Source organism: Deinococcus seoulensis, assembly GCF_014648115.1.
Taxonomy (GTDB): domain Bacteria; phylum Deinococcota; class Deinococci; order Deinococcales; family Deinococcaceae; genus Deinococcus; species Deinococcus seoulensis.
In genome coordinates, this window is sequence record NZ_BMQM01000003.1 from 34,715 (window position 1) to 49,312 (window position 14,598).

The 14,598-nt window shown below is 70.7% G+C and carries 14 protein-coding genes and 1 riboswitch; of the genes, 5 read left to right on the forward strand and 9 right to left on the reverse strand.

The window, feature by feature from the left end; genetic code table 11:
- Positions 1-103: 103 nt before the first annotated feature.
- On the reverse strand, positions 104-910 hold the full coding sequence (locus IEY70_RS03495; protein WP_189063617.1) for a YdcF family protein: 807 nt from the start codon (positions 908-910) through the stop codon (positions 104-106).
- 73 nt (positions 911-983) lie between these two features.
- Here IEY70_RS03495 and IEY70_RS03500 point away from each other — a divergent pair, with 73 nt between their 5' ends.
- Complete coding sequence (locus IEY70_RS03500; RefSeq protein ID WP_189063618.1) at positions 984-1,592, forward strand: DUF305 domain-containing protein; 609 nt, start codon at positions 984-986, stop codon at positions 1,590-1,592.
- A gap of 60 nt (positions 1,593-1,652) precedes the next feature.
- Here the strand turns inward: IEY70_RS03500 and IEY70_RS03505 are convergent, their stop codons facing one another.
- Together IEY70_RS03505 and IEY70_RS03510 are read right to left on the reverse strand one after the other, a co-directional pair.
- On the reverse strand, positions 1,653-1,958 hold the full coding sequence (locus IEY70_RS03505; protein WP_189063619.1) for a hypothetical protein: 306 nt from the start codon (positions 1,956-1,958) through the stop codon (positions 1,653-1,655).
- Positions 1,959-2,029: 71 nt separating this feature from the next.
- A complete protein-coding gene (locus IEY70_RS03510) occupies positions 2,030-2,890 on the reverse strand; it encodes a GNAT family N-acetyltransferase (protein ID WP_189063620.1) in 861 nt (286 codons plus the stop codon).
- A 409-nt stretch (positions 2,891-3,299) separates the two neighbouring features.
- On the opposite strand from IEY70_RS03510, the gene IEY70_RS03515 reads away from it, so the two are divergent.
- Positions 3,300-3,878 carry a DUF4258 domain-containing protein gene (locus IEY70_RS03515; RefSeq protein ID WP_229777618.1) on the forward strand — a complete coding sequence of 193 codons (579 nt, stop codon included), beginning with the start codon at positions 3,300-3,302 and terminating at the stop codon, positions 3,876-3,878.
- A 175-nt stretch (positions 3,879-4,053) separates the two neighbouring features.
- Here the strand turns inward: IEY70_RS03515 and IEY70_RS03520 are convergent, their stop codons facing one another.
- Positions 4,054-4,848, reverse strand: coding sequence for an ABC transporter substrate-binding protein (locus IEY70_RS03520; RefSeq protein WP_189063621.1), 795 nt, complete (start codon positions 4,846-4,848; stop codon positions 4,054-4,056).
- 375 nt (positions 4,849-5,223) lie between these two features.
- Positions 5,224-6,813, reverse strand: a complete 1,590-nt coding sequence (gene purH / locus IEY70_RS03525) for a bifunctional phosphoribosylaminoimidazolecarboxamide formyltransferase/IMP cyclohydrolase (protein ID WP_189063622.1) — start codon at positions 6,811-6,813, stop codon at positions 5,224-5,226.
- A 51-nt stretch (positions 6,814-6,864) separates the two neighbouring features.
- Positions 6,865-6,952, reverse strand: a riboswitch (ZMP/ZTP riboswitch).
- Positions 6,953-7,265: 313 nt separating this feature from the next.
- On the opposite strand from purH, the gene IEY70_RS03530 reads away from it, so the two are divergent.
- The gene (locus IEY70_RS03530) at positions 7,266-8,489 is read left to right on the forward strand and encodes a hypothetical protein (protein ID WP_189063623.1); all 1,224 of its coding nucleotides are present in this window, start codon (positions 7,266-7,268) and stop codon (positions 8,487-8,489) included.
- Positions 8,490-8,574: 85 nt separating this feature from the next.
- Here the strand turns inward: IEY70_RS03530 and IEY70_RS03535 are convergent, their stop codons facing one another.
- From IEY70_RS03535 to IEY70_RS03545, 3 genes are all read right to left on the reverse strand, one after another.
- Positions 8,575-9,120 (reverse strand): hypothetical protein, encoded by a 546-nt coding sequence (locus IEY70_RS03535; RefSeq protein ID WP_189063624.1) that lies wholly within the window; start codon positions 9,118-9,120, stop codon positions 8,575-8,577.
- A 42-nt stretch (positions 9,121-9,162) separates the two neighbouring features.
- Positions 9,163-9,390: a hypothetical protein gene (locus tag IEY70_RS03540; protein WP_189063625.1), complete on the reverse strand. Its 228-nt coding sequence runs from the start codon at positions 9,388-9,390 to the stop codon at positions 9,163-9,165.
- Positions 9,391-9,914: 524 nt separating this feature from the next.
- On the reverse strand, positions 9,915-10,292 hold the full coding sequence (locus IEY70_RS03545; protein WP_189063626.1) for a winged helix-turn-helix transcriptional regulator: 378 nt from the start codon (positions 10,290-10,292) through the stop codon (positions 9,915-9,917).
- 87 nt (positions 10,293-10,379) lie between these two features.
- Here IEY70_RS03545 and IEY70_RS03550 point away from each other — a divergent pair, with 87 nt between their 5' ends.
- Both IEY70_RS03550 and IEY70_RS03555 read left to right on the forward strand, forming a co-directional pair.
- Positions 10,380-11,000, forward strand: coding sequence for a nitroreductase family protein (locus tag IEY70_RS03550; RefSeq protein ID WP_189063627.1), 621 nt, complete (start codon positions 10,380-10,382; stop codon positions 10,998-11,000).
- 187 nt (positions 11,001-11,187) lie between these two features.
- The gene (locus tag IEY70_RS03555) at positions 11,188-12,876 is read left to right on the forward strand and encodes a bifunctional metallophosphatase/5'-nucleotidase (protein ID WP_189063628.1); all 1,689 of its coding nucleotides are present in this window, start codon (positions 11,188-11,190) and stop codon (positions 12,874-12,876) included.
- Between the two features lie 76 nt (positions 12,877-12,952).
- Here IEY70_RS03555 and IEY70_RS03560 read toward each other — a convergent pair whose 3' ends face one another.
- Positions 12,953-14,551, reverse strand: coding sequence for an ABC-F family ATP-binding cassette domain-containing protein (locus IEY70_RS03560; protein WP_229777595.1), 1,599 nt, complete (start codon positions 14,549-14,551; stop codon positions 12,953-12,955).
- Between the last annotated feature and the right edge of the window lie 47 nt (positions 14,552-14,598).

Sequence of the window (14,598 nt, forward strand, 5' to 3'; positions counted from 1 at the left end):
GCAGGAGGTCTATTCCTGCACCATGCCGGCAGCCTACCCGCGCCGACCCGTTCCCGTGAAGGCACCTGACGCAACGCGACCGACCACTGCCCCTCCGGCAGCTTCAGCGTTCCGGCGTGCCGCCCAGCGCGGCCTTCACGCGCGACAGGCTCTCGTAGGCCAGGATCCGCACGGCCCACAGGCGGTCCAGGGGGAGGGGCAGGGTGGTGTCGAAGCGGGTTTCGGGTGCGGGTACGCTGATCACGTTCACGCCGTACGTGCGGAACAGCGCGGCGGCGCGGCGGCTGTGGCTGGGGCTGGTCACCAGCAGGATGGTCGTCCAGCCGCGCGTGCGGGCCAGGTCGCGCACGCGGGCCGCCTCGTCGCGGGTGGTGGTGACGTTGCTCAGGGTCAGGACTTCCGGGCCGTCCTGCGCGAACTGCCGCGTGATGACCTGCCGTGCCAGCACGCTGATTTTCGGGCAGTCGCGCGGCCCGATCAGGCCGGACTGCTCGGAGACGGTCAGGGTGGGCGCGTAATTCTGCCCCCACAACTCCAGGCCGCGCGTCAGGCGGGCCAGACTGGCGGACTCCAGCGTGCGTGCCCCGCACTGCACGCCGCCGCCCAGCACCACGATCGCGTCGGCCCGGCCGGGCGGCTGGTCCAGCGTCAGGGCCGCCAGCGGTGCGCGCAGCGTGGGTGTCAGCAGGCACGCGGCCAGCGCCAGTGCCACGCCAGCGGCGGCGGCGTGCAGGGCGCGGCGGGACGGGCGGAACGCTCCGGCCAGTGCGCCCAGGATCAGCAGGCCCCACAGCAGGGGCGTGCCCGCACGCACCTCGCCCAGAAAGGCGGCCAGCACGCCCAGCGCGGCGCCCACGGCAGCACCACCCAGCGCGCCCCTGATCTGCTCGTTGCGGTCCGGTGCCGTCATCGCCCGGCAGTGTAACGGGCGCAGGACACTTCCCCCTGCCGGTCACGGCGTGGGGATGCCTATACTCGCGGGCATGTTGCGTCGCCTCGCCCTTCCACTGCTGGTCGTTCTCGCTGCCGTGCTGGGCGGTCTGCTGCTGCTTCCGCGTCTGGGCGGCCCGGCCGAGAGCAGTACCGAGGTGCGGTTCGTGCGCGAGATGATCCAGCATCACGCGCAGGCCGTGGACATGGCCACCCGCGTCCGTGAGCGCAGCACCGACCCGGACGTGCGCCTGCTGGCGCTGGACATCATGCTCTCGCAGCAGGAGCAGATCGGGCAGATGCGCGGCTGGCTGACCCTCTGGAAGCGCCCGTGGGCGGGGGCAGGCATGAGCGCCGACCACGCCCGCATGATGGGCATGGCCACGCAGGCGCAGGTCGAGAACCTCAGCACCCTGAAAGGCCGCGCCGCCGACGTGAGTTTCCTGCAACTCATGACCCGCCACCACCAGGGCGCCCTGAGCATGGTCGGTCCGGCCTTGAAGCCCGGCGTGCGCCCCGAGGTGCAGGCCCTGGCCCGCCAGATCGACCTGACGCAGACCGCCGAGGTGAAACTCATGACCGACATGCTGCGGGAGCGGGGCGCGCAGCCGCTCCCCACGCCTGCCAGCAGCCACGGCGACATGGACGGTATGCAGCACTGACACGGACTCGGATTGAATGGTTTGCGGAGCCGTGCAATCCGCTGAGCTTCAGCCGGGGCGTTACCAGGTGTCCTCGTCCCAGGCGTCGGTCTTGCCGTCGCGGCGGGCCTTGCGGCGGGCGTCCTTGCCGGTCTTCTTTTTCGGGCGGGGCGGCAGGGTCAGTTCGTAGGGCCGTTCCGGGTTGCAGGGGGCGGGGTGTTCGCCCAGCGACTCGCCGGGGTCGTTGCGGATGTTCCCGGCGACGTGCAGGTGCCGCTCGCCGCAGTACGGGCAGGCGTCCACGACCCAGAACATCACGCGGGTGCCGGGCATGTCGCGCAGGGTCACGAAGGCCTGCTGGGGGGTGCGTCGGTCCTTCTTCGCCATGCGGCGCAGAGTACCGCCCGCCCGCGCCGGAGTCTGTGGCGGGCATGGCGTTCCGGTCAGGGCGGCCCGGTCTACACGTCCTCGTCGCCGTCTTTCATGTACGTCACGACGCTGCGGCAGTGTTTCAGTCCGGCGCGGGTGTACAGCGCGCGGGCGGGTTTCATGTGGTCGTGCGCGCGGACGCGCAGCGTGCGGATTTCCGGGTGGGTTTCGGCCTCGGCGGCGGCCAGGGCCAGCAGTTTCAGGCCCAGTCCCTGCCCGCGCTCTGCGGGATGCACGGCCACGTACGTCACGTCCGCGCGGGCGTCCTCGGGGCAGAATTCCAGTTCCGCGAAGCCCAGCGCCGCGTCGCCGCGCATCAGGGCCACGAGGCGCACGTCGTCCTGCGCGAAATGCGCCTCGAACTGCTCGGGCGTCCAGTTCAGGCGTCCGGCCCAGGCGTCCTCGCTGCTGCGGTACAGCGCCCGGTAGTCCGTGAACGGCAGTCGGCGTGAGATGCGCGTGCCTGCCGGAGCGCAGGCCTGCGCGGTCAGCAGGGACGGCGGTCCGCTGTAGAAGTCGGTGGTGTGCATGGCCGCGAATCCCGCTGCTTCCAGCGCCGCGCGGACCGGAGTGTTGTCGCGGGCGCTGAAGGCGTACACGGGCAGCCCGTCGGCGTGTTCCAGCGCGCGGCGCAGCAGGGCCGGGAGGTGCCCCCCGTCACTGACCGGCCCCTCGAGGACCAGTCCGTCCCGGAAGGGCGACAGGGCGCAGTAGGCGTTCACGCCGTCCTCGTCGGCGTCCACGAGGCAGGTGCTGTCCTCGCACTCCAGTTGCAGTTCGCGGGGGTCGCGGGCGTCGGGGGAGAACACCTCTCGTTCCGGGGCGTCATCCATCCAGTTGAGCAGGGCGAGCACGTCGGGCACGTCGGTCAGCAGCATGGGGCGGATCATGGGAACCTCCAGAGCAGCGGGAGCCGGGATTCACGGGAGTGCGCCGGGCGGCCCTCACGGGCGCGGCGGGAGGGCCGGCGCCGCAGGGCTGACCGGAACCTGACCCCAGGGTAGTCACGCGGCGCGTTCCGTGTCTGCCGCGCGCTTCACCACGCCCGCCGTCCCGCGCGTGCTATGCTCAGGGCATGCCCTGAACAGGGTACGCCGCCTGCCTCCCCACAGACACGAAGCCGTGTTTGAGGGGCGTTTTCCTTTTTGAAGGGAGGCTGACACGGTCCGCCGCCCGACACGGGGAAAGCGGGGCGCCACTCACCGGAGGTGTTTCGCCGTGACCAGACAGTCCAGCAGACCGGGCGTCAGCCACCCCCCACGCGCCGCCCGCACCGGCCCCAGCGTGCCCGCCACCGACGTGCAGGTCGGCACGGACCTGCTGGCCCTGCGTGCCCAGCTGGCCCGCGCCGAGAAGGCCGCCCGCCGCGCCCAGGCCACCCCGCCCCCCAGGCCCGCCGCGCAGGCCCCCGTGAAACCCCAGCGTGAAGCGGACCTGGACGGCGTCAGCACCGACGACTTCAGCCTGGGCCGCGCGCACGCCCGCCTGCGCGACGCCGTGTACGACGGCCGTTACCACCTGTGCGACCACGCCATCGGGCACGCCCGCGCCGAGGGGTTCCTGGAACACGACGTCATGAACGTCCTGCTGACCGGCCGGGTCCGGGCCGTGTACACCGAGGACCGCCGCTGGCTGGTCTGCGGGTACTTCGAGGCGTGCGGCGTGAAACTCCCGCTGCACGTGGTCGCCGAACACGCCCGCGACGGATTCGTGGACATCGTGACGGCGTTCGTGCCCAAGCAACCGCACCACATCATCAGCCGCGCCCGGCTGGCCGTGATGCTCCGCTACGACGAGCAGACCATCCGCGCCCGCACCGCGCACGCCGGGAACCGCGTCGGGCACCGCAGCAAGGGCCGCTGGAAGAAAAGCGCCTGATCAATGGTGCGGGCACTGTTCGGGCGCCAGAGGGGACAGGTATGGAACACCAGAGGGGACAGGTATGGAAAACGTCTTCTGTCACGCCATGCCTGCTCACCCCCTCCCAGCCTCTCCCCTCAAGGGGAGGGGGAACCACGGCGTGTTCATCGCTGGTCTGCCCTGAAGGTATGAATCAGCAGCGGACGTTCTGACCGAAGTACTTCTGGCTCAGGCGGGCGTACGTGCCGTCGTCGATGACGGCTTTCAGGGCGACGTTCAGCGCCTGACGCATGGCGCCGTTCTCCCTGGCGACGGCCAGACCGACCGTTTCCTTCCAGAGCATGTCGCTGACGATCAGGTTCGCTTTCGGGTACAGCGTCAGGGCCTCCAGGGCCACGAACCGGTCGGTGACGGCGGCGTCGGCGCGGCCGAGGGCCACGGCGCGCACCACGTCCTTCCCGGTCGGCAGGACCGAGATGGACTTACCGAACGGCAGTTTCTTCAGGAAGCCCAGGTACGTGCTGCCTTCCTCGGCGGCCATCGTGCGGCCGGACAGCGCCCGGCTGGTCTGCGGGCCGCCCTGACGGGCCAGGATCACGCCGCCCGTGCAGTAGTGCGGGTTGCTGAACTCCACGGTCTTCAGGCGGGTGCTGGTGATGGCGTGCGAGGCGGCCACCACGTCGATGCCGTACCGGTCGCTGTTCACGTCTTCCAGCAGGCCGTCGAAGGGCCGGACCTGCCAGTTGACCTTCAGGCCCATCTGCGCGGCCACCGCGCCAATCAGTTCGACCTCGAACCCGTCGGGTCGGCCGCTGGCATCCAGGAAGTTGAAGGGCCGGAAGTCACCGCTGGTCGCGGCGTTCAGGGTGCCGCTGGCTTTCGCTTCGGCCAGCGTGCGTGCCTGGGCCGTTCCGAGGGACGCGCCCAGCAGTGGCAGGAGCAGGGCGGCGGCGCGCCACACGGGGCGCGAGGTGGTCAGGATGGGCATGATGAAGTACCTCGTGAAGTGGGCGGGATACGGACTCCGACTGAATGGGCTGCAAACCCCATTCAATCCGAGCGGACGCGCGCGGGAGAAAGAAGGGGATAAAAACGCCCCTCCGGGTTACCCAGCGAAACAGACGGAACCCATGAGCGGAGCAGGACGGAGCAGAATCCGGGCCTGACCGTCACTGTAGGCAGCCGGGCCGCGCATGCGCCGCCGAAAACCTCGCACGCGCCGGACACGGCCACCGGGGGTGCCCGGCCCCCCCACGCGGCCCGGACACCCCCGGTGACATGCTTTCCGTTCCGGTCGAGCAGCCGTTCAGGCCCGACGGCTCAGGTGGCAACGACTCAGGGGCGACGGTTCAGTGGCGACGGTTCAGTGACGGAAGTGGCGGCTGCCCGTGAACACCATACTGATGCCCAGTTCGTTGCACGCGGCGATCACTTCGGGGTCGCGTTTGGCGCCGCCGGGTTGCAGGATCGCCGTGACGCCCACGCTCGCGGCGAGGCGCACCACGTCGTCGAACGGGAAGAACGCCTCGCTGGTCAGCACGGCGCCCTGCGCCCGCTCACCGGCGTTCGCCACGGCCCGCTCGGCCGCCCAGATGCGGCTGACCGCTCCGGCGCCCAGGCCGACCGTCACGCCGCCGCGCGCCAGGACCACGGCGTTGCTGCGGGCGTTCTTCACGACTGCCCACGCGAAGCGCAGGTCATGCCATTCCTGATCGGTGGGCTGCCGGGCCGTGACGACTTCCGGGCACAGGTCGTCCCAGGGGCGGGCGTCGCGTTCCTGCACGGCGAACCCGCCGGTCAGGGGGCGCACGTCCAGCACGCTCACGTCCTGCGGCGCGGCGGCCACCAGCACCCGCAGGTCCGGTTTCTTCTCCGCGAACCACGCGGCGGCCTCGGGCGTGACCTCGGGCGCGATCAGGACCTCCAGGAACGTGCCGCGCGTCGCCTGCGCCGTTTCCAGCGTCACGGGCACGCTCAGGGCGACCACGCCACCGAACACGCTGAGGGTGTCGGCGTCACGGGCGCGTTCCCAGGCGGTCTTCGCGTCGTCCGCGACAGCCACGCCGCAGGGGTTGGCGTGCTTGACGGCCACGCACACGGCCACCGGGTCGCCGTGCTGCGCCTGCGTTTCCTGCGCCGCGAGTTCCTGGCACAGTGCCCACGCGGCGTCCGCGTCGGCGTAGTTGTTGAAGCTCATGGGTTTGCCCGCCACGACCTGCGCGTCGATGACCGGCCCGACCGCGCCGCCCAGACGGTAGATCGCGCCCGGCTGGTGCGGGTTCTCGCCGTACCGGACCTCGGCCACCCGGCTGAGGTTCAGGGTCAGCGTTCCCGGCAGCGCGGTGGGCAACTCGTCGCTGCTGCCTTCCAGGTACGCGGTGATGGCGGCGTCGTACTCGCTGGTATGCCGGTACGCCTTGGCGGCCAGCCGCTGCCGGTCGGCGGCACTCACGTCGTCCTGAAGCGCCACCGGGTAGTCGGCGGGGTCCACGAGGACCAGCACGCCCGCGTGGTTCTTCGCGGCCGAGCGGATCATGGCCGGGCCGCCGATGTCGATGTTCTCGATGGCCTCGTCGAACGCCGCGCCGCGCGCCACCGTCTCCCGGAACGGGTACAGGTTCACGCACACCAGATCGATGGTGCCGATCCCGTGCGCGTCCAGCTGCCCCAGGTGACCGGGTTCGCGCCGCGCCAGAATCCCGCCGTGCACCGCCGGGTGCAGCGTCTTCACGCGGCCGTCCAGCATTTCCGGGAAGCCCGTCACGTCACTCACCTGCCGCGCCGCGACGCCCGCCGCGACGATACTGGCGTACGTGCCGCCGGTACTCAGGATCTCCCAGCCGCGCGCCTCGAGTTGCCGCGCGAACTCCACCACGCCCGTCTTGTCACTGACCGAGATCAGCGCCCGTTTCCTGCCCTGCCCGCCGCCCTGACCTGCACCCTGCTGCGTCATCTACTTGCCTCCCTGATACCAGAAACGCGAACGGTTCCCACCGACAGGGAGCCGCTCGACCCAGGCGCGCGATCATAAGGAACATCCCGGAGGCTCCCCCGTGGTCACCCCACGTTCAGCGCCAGTCGCCCCCGCACTTGCCGCAGCATACCGGGTTCACCTGCCGCCGGGTTCGGCAGTCTCAGACAGGACGCTCAGATCGAACGTATTGATCGGAGGTGCTGATCGAGCGTGCTGATCGGAGGTGTTGATCGAACGTGCGTCCCGCGTGCGACGCAGCCCGGCTACACTGAAGGTCCTGGTCGCCCCGCCGTGAAGGGCTTTCCGGCCTGCTGTTCCCTCCCGGCCGTTTCCCGGCTGCCTGACCGGAGATTCCCCTGCCTGACCTCCCTGATCTTCCTGCGGCGCCGCTCCCGGACGCCTCGCCCGCCGGACTGCCGGAACTGCTGACGTTGTTCCGGCCGCTGGCCCGCACCGGGTTCCTGCCGCCCACCGCACCGCTGCTGCACCTGCCCGGCCCCTTCCAGGCGCTGCTGGACGCTGTTCCGGCGCTGGCCCCGGCGTACCAGGGGAGCGGCGTGCGCGCGGCCCTGCTGGACCTCGACGCGGCCCTGGGGTACCGGCGGGACGACGCCCGGCAGCTGAGCGCCGCGCAGCAGGAAGCGCTGCTGTCCGCCACGGCGATCCTGATGCACCTGTACCGCTGGAACGCCGTGCCGGTCGCGCCCGCCCGCTTTCAGGAACGTCCGGACTTCCCGGCGCACCTGCACGCCCTGTTCCGCGACCTGAGCGCCGCGCACCACCTCCCGCCGTGCGGCACCATGCACACCCTGAAGTACCTGAACTGGCGCTCGGACGCCCTGCCCCCCGGCGAGCCGTACCACGCCGCGCAGGTGCAGGCGGGTCAGGTGCGGACCGCGCACAACTGGCACGCCACGCCCGCCGGGGACGACCGGGACCTCGCCGGGCAGCTGGACCTGTGGATTCAGACGTTCGTGCTGACCGAGGCGCGCGGGCAGGCGGTCCTGGGTGCCGCCGCGCAGGCCCTGAGCGCCGCCCACCACCACGACCGGTCCGCGCTGGAAGACGCGCTGGCAGACCTGCACGCCGCGATCAGCGCCATGACCCGGCAGATCAACACCCTGATGCGTTTCCGGGTGGTCCGCAGCGACCTGTGGCGGGTGTTCATCCAGCCGACCTTCGGGTGGGGGCTGCCCGTGGACGGCGTGCCGGACGGCCCGGTTCTGGAGGGCGCCAGCGGGCTGCAACTGGGCGGCACGCAGGTCGCGGACCTGGCGCTGGGCGTGGGGTTCGACTCGAACCTGGGGCGCGCCCTCCGGCACTCACGGGCCTCCATGACGCCCCCGCAGCGGGCGCTGCTGAACGCCTGGGAACCGCACCGGAACGTGATCCGCGCGGCTGTGCTGGACTGGGGCGGCAGCCGCGCCCGTGACGCCTTCGACGCGGCGCTGAACGACCTGAACCGCTGGCGGGTCAGTCACCGCGAGCGCGGCGCGGTGTACCTGCGCGGCGACGGCCGCGAGCACGTCATGGCGTCCACCGGCACCCAGCTGGACGCCGGAATCCCCCACGAGCAGGCGTTCCGCGACCTGATGAACGAACGCATCCGGGAGACGGGCGCCCGGTCAGTCGGGCAGGGCGGCCCACACGACTGACCGGGCCGCCTTATGGGGACAGCCGACTGTTTCGCTGGCAATCCGCCTCCACACCGGACTGTCAGCGAAACAATCGGAACCCGTATCAGCCGCTGTTGCCGCTGCCGTCGGGGGAAGGCTGGTCGGTGGGGGCAGGTGCGGCCTCCAGGTTCAGGATGCGGCGCAGGTCGTCCAGTACGGCGCGTTCCCGGTCGTTCACGAGTTCCCCGCCGAAGCCCAGGAATCCGCCTTCCTTGGCGGCGTTCGCGGTGCGTTCGGCGACGCTCAGGAGCATCTGGCGGTACGCGGCGCTGTCCTCGGGGCTGGCCTTGGCGCTGACCAGCCACGCGGCCTGCCGGACGTTTTCGAGGCTCTGCTCCAGCGCTTCTTGCATGGTGCGGGCGCGTTCCTGGTGAGGCATGACGGCCGGGTCCGGCGCGGTGCGCAGCAGGTCGGCGGCGATGGCTTCCAGCAGGGGCGTGCGGGTGTCGGCGCTGACGCCGTCGCGGATGGCGTCGTTCAGGGCGCGGGCCTCGGCGACCAGTCCGGTCAGACCGCTGGGGCTGGAGGCGACGATGGCCGCTCCGGCCCGGCCGGGGCCGGTCATGACCTTGAACCACTCGTCGGGCGTGAAGTTGTCCTTGATGCTCATGCCCCCAGCGTACGGGCCGCGCCGGACGCGCAGGTTACGGGTTCATTCACGCTCGGGCAGGCCGCTCAGGTCGAACCGGACGGGCGCCGTTTCCTCGGGCACGCTGCGCACGTCTGCCGGGAGGCCGTGACCGCCGAACAGGCCGGTGGCAGCCAGCCCGCCGCCCAGGGCGTCGTGGGGTGACTCGTCCGGCGGCACGACGGGTTTCATGCGGAACGACAGGACGATCAGCGCGGTGGGGATCAGGATGAACAGCAGGAAGGCGGTCATGGGTCGCTCCGGGACGCGGGGGCAGAGGTCGGGGGCAGAGGGTCGGGGGCGGGACCGTCCAGCCGCTGCTGGCTGCCCACGCCTGCGCCCCGGCGATGATCAGGTCCATCACGGGGTCCTTGACAGCATAGTAGGCGTCCGTGTCGTGCGGGTGAAGGCGTGCCAGCCGGGTCTTTACCTCGCCGTACGCGGCGGCGGCCGGGGTGGCGCGCAGGAAGTCATACGGACTCCGATTGAATGGGCTGCAAAGACCATTTACTCCGAGCGGATGCGAGTGGGAGCAGGGCGCCCCTCCGGACGTGGAGTGGACAGAACCGTGGTGTTCCGTGTTAAGAAAAAAACGGCAGTCCGTATGATGCAGCGCCGCGCCGGGCGGCAGGTGCGGGCGGATGGCGGCGGCCAGCGCATGAAAGCGTGCCGCCCAGCGTGGATCGGGCGGCACGATACGGATGGAGGGACGGGCAGAGGGGCCGTGCAGGGCGGGGTCGTCTGGGCCGGTCATGACCGGATGATGGGGCCGCCGCTCAGCCGGCGCAGTCGGTGGCGGGCAGCTCGCTGAAGGCGGCGGGTGCGGGGGCCGGGGTGTTCAGGTGGGTGACGGCCCAGGTGTCGATGGCGTCGATGACGCTCTGGAGTTCCAGGCCGGCGGGGGTCAGCGTGTAGACGCTGCGGGCCAGTTTGCCCTGGGTGTCCTCGGTGCGTTTGCTGATCAGGGCGAGGGTTTCGAGGTGTTCGAGGCGCTGCGTGAGGGTGGCGCTGTTGCATCCGCCGACGGCGCGGGCGAGCTCATTAAACCCTTTTTCACCGTTCAGCAGGGCGCGGACGATGTGCAGCACCCATTTCTCCTGCAACACCCCGATAGCCCGGTAGACCGGGCAGAATCCAGTGTGTTCAGTACTCATGCCCAGAGTTTACACTGCGGGGCTGATCAGATCATGACGAATCTCACACCGCTTGACATTCCAAAGCGATTCGGATAACGTAGCCCCATGACCGCTACGACCCCCAAAGTGCTTGACGTCAAAGAAGCCATCGAAACCCGCCGCAGCATCCGCAAGTACGTCCAGGAACCCATGAACCAGGACGACCTGCACGAAATCCTGCGCCTCGCCAGCCTCGCCCCCAGTGCCTGGAACGCCCAGACCTGGCGCTTCGCCGTCGTGCAGGACGCCGCCATCAAGGAGCAGCTGCAGGCCGCCGCCTACGGCCAGGGCCAGGTCACGAACGCCCCCGCCGTCATCGTCGTGTACAGCGACATGGAAGACACCCTGGCCACCGTCGAGGAAACCGCGCACCCCGGCATGGGTGACGCGGGCCGCGAAGGCCAGCGCAAGACCTTCGACGGCGCCTTCGGCAGCCAGGACGTCGCCCAGCGCGGCCAGTGGGGCCTGAGCCAGGCGAACATCGCCTTCGGCTTCGTGATGATCGCCGCCCGCGGCCTCGGCTACGACACCGTGCCCATGCTCGGCTTCGACCCCGCCAAGGTCAAGGAAATCCTCGGCCTGCCCGAGCACGTCCAGTTCGCCGGTCTGCTGCCCGTCGGCAAGCGCGCCGAGGACGGCTTCCCCCACCACCGCCACAGCGTCGAGCGCATCACCAAGTTCTACTGAACCCCGACAGAGGGTGAATCATAGGGGTGCTGGGCCCGCGCTCGCGGGCGCACCCCACACTGCCCGGCCGTTCCTTCCCAGGACGGCCGGGCCTTGCTGTACCTGCCCGTTCAGGTGCAGGGCCGGTAGCAGGGCCGGGCCGTAGCTGACCGCGCCCAGACGCCCCGCCCGTTAGAATGAACGGCGCATGAAAAACAATTTCCTCCTGATCGGCGCCGCCCTCAGCCTCAGCAGCTGCTCCATGATCCTGGGCCCCTCCACCGTAGACGTCACCGTCATCGGCGTGAACGACTTCCACGGCAACCTGCTGCCCACCAGCTTCCGCGTGCCCGACCCCGCCGACCGCACCAAGACCCTGACCGTCCAGGCCGGCGGCGTCGAGGCCATCGGCGGCATCCTCGCCGAGGCCCGCCGCACCAACCCCAACACCGTCTTCGTCGGCGTGGGCGACATGACCGGCGCCAGCCCCCTGATCAGCGGCCTGCTGCGCGATGAACCCACCATCGACGCCCTGAACGGCCTGGGCATGGCCGTCAATGTCGTCGGCAACCACGAATTCGACTACGGCTTCGCCGAACTGATGCGCTACCAGAAGGGTGGCTGCAACAGCAACGACGCCACCAAGGCCTGCAAATTCAACAACACCTTCGAAGGCGCCAAGTTCCCTTACATCGCCGCGAACGTCATCGACGAGAAGACCGGCCAGCCCGTCCTGCCCGCCTACAAGATCGTGCAGGTCGGCAAGGCCAAGGTCGCCTTCGTCGGCGCCGTCTTGAAGGACACCCCCACCGTCGTCACGCCCGCCGGTGTCGCCGGACTGAAATTCGAGGATGAAGTGAGGAGCATCAACGCCGCCATCCCCGCCATCAAACGCATGGGCGCCGACGCCATCGTCGCGCTCGTCCACCAGGGCGGCACCAGCAAGGACGCCTTCGACATCGTCGACTGCAAGACCCTCAGCGGCCCCATCGTGGACGTCGCCAGGGGCCTCGACCCGGCTGTCAGCGCAATCATGACCGGCCACACCCACCGCGGCTACAACTGCCTGGTGCCCGGCCCCGACGGCAAGGACCGCATCGTCATCCAGGGCGACGCGCTGGGCCACCTGCTGCAGCGCATCGACATGACCGTCGACACCCGCGCCAACCGCGTCACCGCCATCCGCGCCAGCAACGTCGTCGTGGACGCCGCCAAGGCCCCCAAGGACGCCGCCATGACCGCCCTGGTCCAGAAGGCCAGGGACCTCACCGACCCGATCTCCAAGACCGTCATCGCCACGCTGGGCGTCGAGCAGATCAGCCGCACCGCGGGCACCAACGGCGAAAGCCCCCTGGGCCGCGTCATTGCCGACAGCCAGCTGGCCGCCACCGCGCCCGCCAGCAAGGGCGGCGCCGTCATCGCCTTTATGAACCCCGGCGGCATCCGCGCCGACCTGCCCGTGAACGTCCCCAACGCCAGCAAGCAGGTCACGTACGGTGACGCGTTCACCGTGCAGCCCTTCGGGAACATCCTGACCGTCATCACCCTGACCGGCGCGCAGATCAAGGAAGCCCTCGAGCAGCAGTTCGACAACCCCTCCGCCGGCAGCAACCGCATCCTGCAGGTCAGCCGGGGCTTCACGTACACCTGGGACAACGCCAAGGCCAAAGGCGAGAAGGTCAGCGACATCAAACTTGGCGGGCAGGCCCTCGACCCCACCGCCAGCTACCGCGTCGTCGTGAACAACTTCCTCGCCGACGGCGGCGACGGCTTCACCGCCTTCGCCAAGGGCACCAGCCGTCTCGGCGGCGACCTGGACATCGACGCCTTCCGCGCGTTCCTGACGAGCACCACCGTCAGCCCCGACACCACCGAACGCATCAAGCGCCTGAACTGAACCCAGCCGCCCGATGACCGGAGGCCGCCCAGTGCGGCCTCTGTTTCATTGCAGCCGCTGTTTCATTGCGGCCGCCTCACGATTCGTGCACCCCGCCGCCCCCGACGCGCCACTCGCGCGTGGCGACCCGCTTCACCAGCCGCCGGTCATGACTGGCGAGCAGCAGCGTGCCCGGAAAGTCCAGCAGTAGTGCTTCCAGCGCCTCGATGGCCCGGACGTCCAGGTGGTTGGTGGGTTCGTCCAGCAGCAGTACCTGCGCGCGCGTGACCCGCAGCCGCGCGAGGCTCAGGCGCATCCGCTGCCCGCCCGACAGACCCGCGAGGGGGAAGGCCGGGCCGCCCGGCACCTCCAGCGCCGCCGCGACCTCGTGCAGCTGGTGCGGGGTCAGCAGCGGATTGGCGTCCAGCAGGGCGTCCCCCACCGTGCCCAGCCCCAGCAGTTCCTCGCCGTGCTGCCCGATCAGGCTGACGGTCAGGCCCGCACCCCACGTCACCGCCCCGCTGTGCGGCAGCCCGCCCAGCAGGGCGCGCAGCAGCGTGCTCTTGCCCCCACCGTTCGGGCCGGTCAGGGCCACCCGGTCACCATGCCGCACATGCAGGTTCACGCCGGACAGCACCGCCTCCGACTCCCGAACCACGCTCAGGTCGCTGACCGTCAGCACCTCCAGCGGCCCCGGCGGCACGGGCGGCAGCGTCAGCCGCACCTGACGGTGATCCTCGTGGGGTTTCGGTGTGGCGGCCGCGTCCGCCCGATCGATCTGCCGTTCCAGTCGCCGGGCCGCCGCCGCGTTCACCCCCTGCGCGTTCTGCGCCTTGCCTTTCGCCAGGAGCTTGTCACCGTCACTGGCCCGCCGGTGGTTGTACTGCCCGGCACTCCGCGCCCGGCTGGCCCGCCGCGCCCGTTCCTCGTCCAGCGCCGCGCGTTTGCGTCGGTACGCCCCGAACTCCCGGGCCTGCGCCTCACGCAGCGTCGCCTTCAGCGCCATCGCCCCGGAGTAGTTGCCGGGGTACACGGTCAGCGTGCCGCGTTCCAGCTCGGCCACGCCGGTCGCCACCTCATCCAGGAACGCCCGGTCATGACTGGCCAGCACGAACGCCGCTCCCGACGCCAGAATCCAGTCCTGCAGCCACGCCGCGCCCCCTGCATCCAGGTGGTTCGTGGGTTCGTCCAGCAGGTACACGTCCGCCGGGGCCAGCAGCAGCGCCGCCAGCAGCACCCGCCGCGCCTGCCCGCCCGACAGCCGGTCCGCCCGCGCCCCGGCGTCCAGACCCAGCCCCGCCAGGACCGCCGCCGCGCGCCCCGCGAAGTCGTACCCACCCGCGAGCCGGTAGGCTTCCTCGGCGTCCGCGAAGGCCAGCAGCGCCGCCTCGGACCCGCCGGGCAGCGCCGCAGAGGCCGCCTCGAACGCTCCCCGGGCCGCCGCCAGCGCCGGGGGAGTCACGGCCTCCAGCACCGACCCACCCACGGGCTGCGCCTGCGCCAGCAACGCCACCCGGCCCGCGCGGGTCACCACGCCCGCATCCGGCGCGTCCAGCCCCGCCAGCACGCGCAGCAGCGAACTCTTGCCGCTGCCATTCTCGCCGACCAGTGCCAGCCGTTCCCCGGCCCCCACGGTCAGCTCCACACCCGAAAACACCACACGGGCCGCGAACGACCGCGCGACCCCACGCGCCATCAACATCACTGCATCCCCCTGACGGGACAGGCCAGCCCACACACGGC